This window comes from Arthrobacter sp. Bi83 (assembly GCF_918698095.1).
Classification (GTDB): Bacteria; Actinomycetota; Actinomycetes; order Actinomycetales; family Micrococcaceae; genus Arthrobacter.
On sequence record NZ_CAKKLY010000026.1, the window covers coordinates 57,921 to 65,545 of the forward strand.

The following is a 7,625-nucleotide window of genomic DNA, read 5'->3' on the forward strand; positions in this document are numbered from 1 at the left end:
CGCTAAGCACGGCGTACCGTTCCGTGCTTCCCCTTACCTGAGAGAAAACTATGGTTTCCGCACGCCTTACCATCGACCCGCAGTTCGCCGTGGGCCCCGTCAATCCCCGCCTGTTCGGCTCGTTCGTTGAACATCTCGGCCGCTGTGTCTACGACGGAATCTATGAACCCGACCACCCCAGTGCAGATGCCGACGGATTCCGCACGGACGTCATCGGGCTCGTCAAGGAACTCGGTGTCTCCGCAATCCGTTACCCCGGCGGCAACTTCGTCTCCGGATTCCGCTGGGAGGACAGTGTGGGGCCCAAGGACCAGCGTCCCCGCCGCCTTGATCTGGCCTGGCACTCGACCGAAACTAACGAAGTCGGTCTGCACGAGTTCGGCTCCTGGCTGGAGAAGGTAGGCAGCGAGCTGATGCTCGCCGTCAACCTCGGCACCCGAGGCACCCTGGAAGCCCTCGACCTCCTGGAATACACAAACATCAGTTCCGGAACGGAACTGTCCGAGCGCCGGGCAGCCAACGGCCGCAAGGAACCCTTCGGCATCAAGATGTGGTGCCTTGGAAACGAAATGGACGGCCCTTGGCAGTTGGGGCACCGCTCAGCTGATGACTACGGCAAGATCGCGTCCCAGACAGCAAAGGCCATGAGGCAGCTCGACCCGTCAGTTGAACTCGTCGTCTGCGGCTCATCCAGCGCCCACATGCCCACCTTCGGCGAATGGGAACGAGTTGTCCTAACCCACGCATACGAAGACGTCGACTACATCTCCTGCCACGCCTACTACGAAGAGAAGAACGGGGACCTGGGCTCCTTCCTTGCCTCCGCCTCCGACATGGACCACTTCATCGAATCTGTGGTTGCAACGGCCGACCACGTCAAGGCAGTCAACGGCAGCTCCAAGACCATCAACATTTCCTTTGACGAATGGAACGTCTGGTACCTCGAGCGATTCCAGCAGGTCGATAAAATCGAAGGAATCGATAACTGGCCCACGGCGCCGCGGCTGCTTGAGGATGCATACTCCGTCGCCGATGCCGTCGTTTTCGGCAACCTGTTGATCTCGCTGCTTAAACACGCAGACAGGGTCGCGTCGGCCTCCCTTGCGCAACTGGTGAATGTGATCGCCCCCATCATGACCGAACCGGGCGGCCCTGCATGGAAGCAGACCACTTTCTTCCCTTTCGCGTTGACTTCCAAACTTGCCAAGGGAGCCGCTCTGGACGTCAAACTGGAAGCCGACGGCTACAGTACGGAGGTCTACGGCACTGTCCCTCTCATCGACGCGGTCGCCACCTTCGACGCCGAAACCCGCACCACCGCGGTCTTTCTGGTCAACCGCTCCCAAACCGAAGAAGCGAACGTGACGATAGACGTAACTTCTCTGAACGGCGCTATTGTCCTAGATGCTCAAACGCTTTCCGATGTGGATGTTTATGCGAAGAACACACTCGACCATCCAGACCGCGTGGGCCTCAACCGGAACAAGAGCGTCGCTGTCCGTGACGGCCTAGTCGCGATCACTCTGCCGCCAGTCTCGTGGACTGCGCTGCATCTCGGCTGACAGGCAAGGCGGGGGCATCCGAACAAAACGGGTGCTCCGCCACTGGCGCCTGGGGCAATTTCCACTTCCGGCCGGCCGGACCCTGAACCCCCGCCACCCCTCCGCCGTGCCCTGTTGCCATCCGCCGCATCTGAGTAGACTTCCAGTGCGTCCGGCCGGACGCGCCCAGTCCTCCCAAGGAGTGATCAAGCGATGACTGAAAACAGCGAGTCCAATACCGCAGGAAAGACACACAACAGCTCCAGGAACCCTGCACTTGAAGGCGAGAGCGGTCAGTACGTAGAAGGCGACTACGGCGACGCCGGCGTGGTGGCCGATGAGGCCGCCGCCGAAAAGGGTGACTACCCGGCCGGTGACTATGGCGATGCCGGCGTGGTCGGTGACGTGCCTGCGGAGGCCGAAGAAGGCGAATACTCCGAAGGCGATTACGGCAAGGCGGGGACATTGGGCCAGGAGCTCCCCGGCGAAGAAGAGGGTGAATATCCCGAGGGCGACTACGGCGCCGCCGGAACCGCGCGGGAGCGGGGCGCCGCCGGTGAGGTGAAGGACGGACTGACGGACGGCCAGGTCAACGCTCCGAGGAATGACGACGGCGGGACCTCCGCCGGGGGCTAGGAGCCGCCGCGAAAGCACCTCCAGAGCAGGTTCACGCAGAGCGAAACTGTGCTCGCGCCGTCGTCGTGGCCCCCGGTGTTCCGCCAAATTCCGCGGATCACCGGGGGCCAATTGTTTGCGCGCGACCACCAAAATGGCAGACTTGAGCCGAGTCGACTCAACTTTGGATTGACTTAAACCGTCCGTTGAGTAAAGTTGAGTGCAGATCGCTCAAGGAGTGGGCGAGCCCCGATTCGACACGCCAAGTACTAGGCGTACATGCTCGAGCATCGGGGCCACACAGTTTCCAAGAAAGAAGGAAGCAACACATGTCACGTGCAGTAGGTATTGACCTCGGAACCACCAACTCCGTCGTCTCCGTTCTCGAAGGTGGCGAGCCCACCGTTATTGCCAACGCCGAGGGTGGCCGCACCACGCCGTCCGTCGTTGCGTTCTCCAAGTCCGGCGAAGTCCTGGTCGGCGAGATCGCCAAGCGCCAGGCCGTCAACAACATCGATCGCACCATCGCCTCCGTCAAGCGCCACATGGGCACCGACTGGGGCGTGCAGATCGACGACAAGAAGTACACCGCGCAGGAAATCTCCGCACGCGTGCTGATGAAGCTGAAGAACGACGCCGAGTCCTACCTCGGTGAAAAGGTCACCGACGCCGTGATCACCGTTCCGGCCTACTTCAACGATGCCGAGCGCCAGGCCACCAAGGAGGCCGGCGAAATCGCGGGCCTCAACGTCCTGCGCATCGTCAACGAGCCCACCGCGGCCGCCCTCGCCTATGGCTTGGACAAGGGCAAGGAAGACGAACTCATCCTGGTCTTCGACCTCGGCGGCGGCACGTTCGACGTCTCCCTGCTGGAAGTCGGCAAGGACGAAGATGACTTCTCCACCATCCAGGTGCGCGCCACCGCCGGTGACAACCGCCTCGGCGGCGATGACTGGGACAACCGCGTCGTTGAGTACCTGCTGAACCAGCTCAAGGTCAAGGGCATCGACCTGTCCAAGGACAAGATCGCCCTGCAGCGCCTCCGTGAAGCTGCCGAGCAGGCCAAGAAGGAACTCTCCTCCTCCTCCAGCACCAACGTCTCCCTCCAGTACCTGTCCGTCACCCCCGACGGCCCCGTCCACCTGGACGAGCAGCTGACCCGCGCCAAGTTCCAGGACCTCACCAAGGACCTGCTCGAGCGCACCAAGAAGCCGTTCCACGACGTCATCAAGGAAGCCGGCATCAAGCTCTCCGACATCGACCACATCGTGCTCGTCGGCGGTTCCACCCGTATGCCTGCCGTCTACGACCTCGTGAAGGAACTGGCCGGCGGCAAGGAGCCGAACAAGGGCGTCAACCCGGATGAGGTTGTGGCCGTAGGCGCAGCCTTGCAGGCAGGCGTGCTCAAGGGCGAACGTAAGGACGTTCTCCTGATCGACGTCACGCCGCTGTCCCTTGGCATTGAAACCAAGGGCGGTGTGATGACGCACCTGATCGAGCGCAACACGGCCATCCCCACCAAGCGTTCCGAGACCTTCACCACGGCGGATGACAACCAGCCGTCCGTGGCCATCCAGGTCTTCCAGGGCGAGCGTGAATTCACCCGCGACAACAAGCCGCTGGGCACGTTCGAACTGACCGGCATCGCTCCGGCCCCGCGCGGCGTTCCGCAGATCGAGGTCACCTTCGACATCGACGCCAACGGAATCGTGCACGTCTCCGCAAAGGACAAGGGCACCGGCAAGGAACAGTCCATGACCATCACCGGCGGCACCGCGCTTTCCAAGGACGACATCGAGCGCATGGTCCGGGACGCCGAGGAGCACGCAGCCGAGGACAAGGCACGCCGCGAGGCAACCGACACCCGCAACACCGCCGAACAGCTCGCCTACTCCGTGGACAAGCTGATCGCGGACAACAAGGACAAGCTGCCCGAAGAGGTCAAGACCGAGGTCCAGGCCGACGTCGACGCCCTCAAGAAGGCACTCGAAGGCACCGATGACGCGGCCGTAAAGACCGCGTTTGAGAAGCTGCAGGCTTCCCAGACCAAGCTCGGCGAAGCCATCTACGCCCAGGCCGGTTCCCCGGACGGCGCCACCGGCGCAGCAGGTGCCGAAGGCGCCCCCGCCGGCGACAAGGCAGGTTCTTCAGATGAAGATATCGTCGACGCCGAAATCGTTGACGAAGAAGAGAAGAAGTAGCCATGCCTCATCACGGTAACGAAGAAGAGCACAGCTCTTCCCGGGATCAGGGCGGGCAGCGCGACGAGCCTGTTATCCGGGACCACCGCAAGGTGGACCCGGTGACCGGGCAGGCCCGCCACCCCGAGGGAGAGCAGCCCGCCGATCCGGCTGGTGCTTCCGCGGATTCGAACGGCGACGCCCTCGCCCAGGCTGAGGAAATCCTCAACCAGGTGGAGGTGCCGGCGGAGGAATCCGTGGCCCAGGGAACTGACGCCGCGGCTGCTGCGGAGCTGAAGAACGATCTGCTGCGCCTCCAGGCGGAGTACGTCAACTACCGCAAGCGCGTCGAACGCGACCGTGCCGTGGCAGGGGAGATGGCCGTCATCGGCGTCCTGAACTCGCTGCTGCCGGTGCTCGACGACGTCGACGCCGCCCGCCAGCACGGTGACCTGACCGACGGCCCGTTCGCCGCGATCGCCGCCAAGCTGGAGAACGCGCTCAAGACGTACGGCCTGGTGCGCATCGATGAGACCGGCGTGGAATTCGATCCCACGATCCACGAGGCCCTCATCCAGCAGCCCGGCGCGGACATCGAGGTTGACACCGTCAGCCAGGTGCTCCGATCCGGCTACAAGTCAGGCGAGCGCGTCCTCCGCGCGGCACAGGTTATCGTGGCAGTCCCTGCATAAGGTGAGCTGACACGATCGCGAAGCGGAACATGGGCCCTGGGAGTGGCATCGGGCCTGCCGGAGCGTGGTGGCTTGGTCCGTAAGGACCAAGCCACCACGCGAAGGGGCGGGGGCCCATGTTCCACGTAGCGAAACGTAACCACAAACTTTGAAAGGAAACGCCATTGGCTAGCCAGGACTGGGTGGACAAGGACTTTTACGCGATCCTTGGCATCGCCAAGGACGCTTCCGACGCTGACATCAAGAAGGCCTACCGGAAGCTCGCGCGCCAGCACCACCCGGATACGAACTCCGGTGACGCTGCTTCGGAGAAGAAGTTCAAGGACATCTCTGAGGCGTACTCCGTGCTGTCCGACCCCGAGGAGCGCCAGCAGTATGACGCCATCCGGGCCATGGGCGGCGGGGCACGGTTCGCTCCGCACGGTGCCGGAAGCACGGCCAACGGCGGCTTCGAGGACCTTTTTGGCGGGCTCTTCACCGGCAACGCCGGACGCCAATCCGGCGGCTTCAGCACGCCCGGCGGCGTCCCGCCCGAGTTCGCCGACCTGTTCGGCGGCGGCTTTGGCGGCGCCGGGGGTCCTGCCGGGTACCAGCGCGCGCCGCAGAAGGGTGCGGACCGCACGGCAACCACCAGCATCTCCTTCGCCGGTTCCATCCGCGGCACCACCATCGGCCTGCGCGAGCCGGACGGAGAAGTCATCGACGTCCGTGTTCCGGCCGGCATCAAGGACGGCCAGAAGGTCCGCGTCCGCGGAAAGGGCCAGTACGGTCCCGCGGGCAACGGCGATCTCATGGTGACGGTCAACGTCAAACACCACGACTTTTACACGCGCGACGGCGACAACCTCCGCATCCACGTGCCGGTCACCTTCGCGGAAGCTGCTCTGGGCGCCGACATCGAGGTTCCCACGATCGACGGCGAGCATGTCCGGGTCCGCGTTCCCGCTGGCACGCCCGCGGGGCGCACTCTCCGGGTCAAGGGCCGCGGCGTGAAGACCTCCAAGGGCACCGGCGACCTGCTGGTGACGATCGACGTCGCCGTTCCGAAGAACCTGAGCAAGGAAGCCGAGGAGGCCGTGAAGGCGTTTGCCGCCGCCACCGCCGGCGCGGACGTCCGCGAGGGCCTGGCAGCCAAGGCCCGGCTCTAGAAACGGGCGTCAGCCGTGGACATTAACTTCGATCAGCCGATCTTCGTCATCTCGGTGGCGGCCGAACTGGCTGACATGCACCCGCAGACGCTTCGCCAGTATGACCGGCTGGGCATCGTCTCGCCCAGCCGTGCGCCGGGCAAGTCCCGCCGGTACTCGCAGCGGGATGTCAACATGCTGCGCGAGGTGCAGCGCCTGTCCCAGGAAGGCGTCTCCCTCGAAGGCATCAAGCGCATCCTGCAACTGGAGAACCAGGTGGCCGCGCTGCAGCGGCGGGTGGGCGAGCTGACCGAGGAACTCGCCCGACGTCGAGACTCCATTGACTCCCGGATCTTTGCCGCCGGTGCCGCCGGGGACGTCGTCAGCCTTGCCCGCGGCCAGCGGCCCCGGCCACGGTCACAGGCCGTGGTGGTGTGGCGCCCCCGGGGAGCGAACAACCCATAGATCGCTGTGATCCTGCATGCCAGAATGGGATGAACCAGGCGCAGCGCGGCGTCTCGTTCAGGGCGTAAGTGGCCCGGGCAGAAGGGATGCACGGTCGTGACCTACATCAAGGACTTTGACCAGCTCGGGCGCGGCGACGTGGAGGAAGCCGGAGGCAAGGGAGCCAACCTCGGCGAACTCACCCAGGCAGGGTTTCATGTGCCACGGGGCTTCGTGCTCACCACAGCCGCCTACGCTGACTTCGTCGAGGCCAACGGACTCGGTGCGCGGATCCTGGAACTTGCCACTCTTCCCGCCGACGCGCCGCAGCAGGACTACGACGGTGCGGCGCACCAGATCCGCTCCCTGTTTTCGGACCGCGTGATGCCACCCGGAATCGCCCGCGAACTCAGCGAGGCCTACAGCCGTCTCGGCCACGCCCTTCCGGACGCCTCGGGTGAGGATATCCCGGTGGCGGTCCGGTCCTCGGCCACGGCCGAAGACCTGGCCTCCGCAAGCTTCGCCGGCCAGCAGGACACCTACCTGAACATCCGCGGTGCTGAGGCCGTGGCTGCCTCGGTCATTGCCTGCTGGGCATCGCTGTGGAACGCCCGCGCCATGGCCTACCGGGCCCGCGAAGGCCTCGACCCGGCCACAGTGCGGCTGGCGGTTGTGATCCAGCAGATGGTCGAGTCCGACTCCGCCGGAGTGATGTTCACTGCCAACCCGGCCAACGGCCGCCGCGACCAGGTGGTGGTCAGTGCCTCCTGGGGGCTGGGGGAGTCCGTGGTCAGCGGTGCCGTGACCACCGACGACATCGTGGTGGACCCTGCCGCGGGCCGGATCCTGTCGCGGCTCACTGCTGACAAAGAGGTCATGATGGCCTACTCCAAAGATGGGACCGCTGAGCAGCCGGTCCCGGAGCCGAAGCGCCGGGAGCCGGTGCTCGACGACGCCGCGGCGGCCGCTCTGGCGCGCCAGGGAACGGCCATCGCGGAGCATTTCGCGGCGCCGCAGGACATTGAA

7 protein-coding genes are annotated in these 7,625 nt (G+C 64.7%); all 7 read left to right on the forward strand.

What is annotated here, in order from left to right; translation table 11 throughout:
- Positions 1-50: 50 nt before the first annotated feature.
- Positions 51-1,562: an alpha-N-arabinofuranosidase gene (locus LQ144_RS13500; RefSeq protein ID WP_230119217.1), complete on the forward strand. Its 1,512-nt coding sequence runs from the start codon at positions 51-53 to the stop codon at positions 1,560-1,562.
- A gap of 192 nt (positions 1,563-1,754) precedes the next feature.
- Positions 1,755-2,177: a hypothetical protein gene (locus LQ144_RS13505; protein ID WP_230119218.1), complete on the forward strand. Its 423-nt coding sequence runs from the start codon at positions 1,755-1,757 to the stop codon at positions 2,175-2,177.
- A gap of 308 nt (positions 2,178-2,485) precedes the next feature.
- Entirely contained in the window at positions 2,486-4,357 is a 1,872-nt protein-coding gene (gene dnaK, locus LQ144_RS13510) for a molecular chaperone DnaK (protein ID WP_230119219.1), read from the forward strand.
- Positions 4,358-4,359: 2 nt separating this feature from the next.
- Positions 4,360-5,028 carry a nucleotide exchange factor GrpE gene (locus tag LQ144_RS13515; RefSeq protein WP_230119220.1) on the forward strand — a complete coding sequence of 223 codons (669 nt, stop codon included), beginning with the start codon at positions 4,360-4,362 and terminating at the stop codon, positions 5,026-5,028.
- Positions 5,029-5,192: 164 nt separating this feature from the next.
- Complete coding sequence (locus LQ144_RS13520) at positions 5,193-6,176, forward strand: J domain-containing protein (RefSeq protein WP_230119221.1); 984 nt, start codon at positions 5,193-5,195, stop codon at positions 6,174-6,176.
- 15 nt (positions 6,177-6,191) lie between these two features.
- Positions 6,192-6,620 carry a helix-turn-helix transcriptional regulator gene (locus tag LQ144_RS13525; protein ID WP_290369769.1) on the forward strand — a complete coding sequence of 143 codons (429 nt, stop codon included), beginning with the start codon at positions 6,192-6,194 and terminating at the stop codon, positions 6,618-6,620.
- 96 nt (positions 6,621-6,716) lie between these two features.
- The coding region (locus LQ144_RS13530; protein WP_290369770.1) for a PEP/pyruvate-binding domain-containing protein at positions 6,717-7,625 on the forward strand (909 nt) is incomplete at its 3' end.

Bases quoted from the DNA above. Each gene is read 5' to 3' on its own strand.
- LQ144_RS13505 (WP_230119218.1), top strand. From the start codon at position 1,755: ATGACTGAAAACAGCGAGTCCAATACCGCAGGAAAGACACACAACAGC.
- LQ144_RS13515 (WP_230119220.1), top strand. From the start codon at position 4,360: ATGCCTCATCACGGTAACGAAGAAGAGCACAGCTCTTCCCGGGATCAG.
- dnaK (WP_230119219.1), top strand. From the start codon at position 2,486: ATGTCACGTGCAGTAGGTATTGACCTCGGAACCACCAACTCCGTCGTC.
- LQ144_RS13500 (WP_230119217.1), top strand. From the start codon at position 51: ATGGTTTCCGCACGCCTTACCATCGACCCGCAGTTCGCCGTGGGCCCC.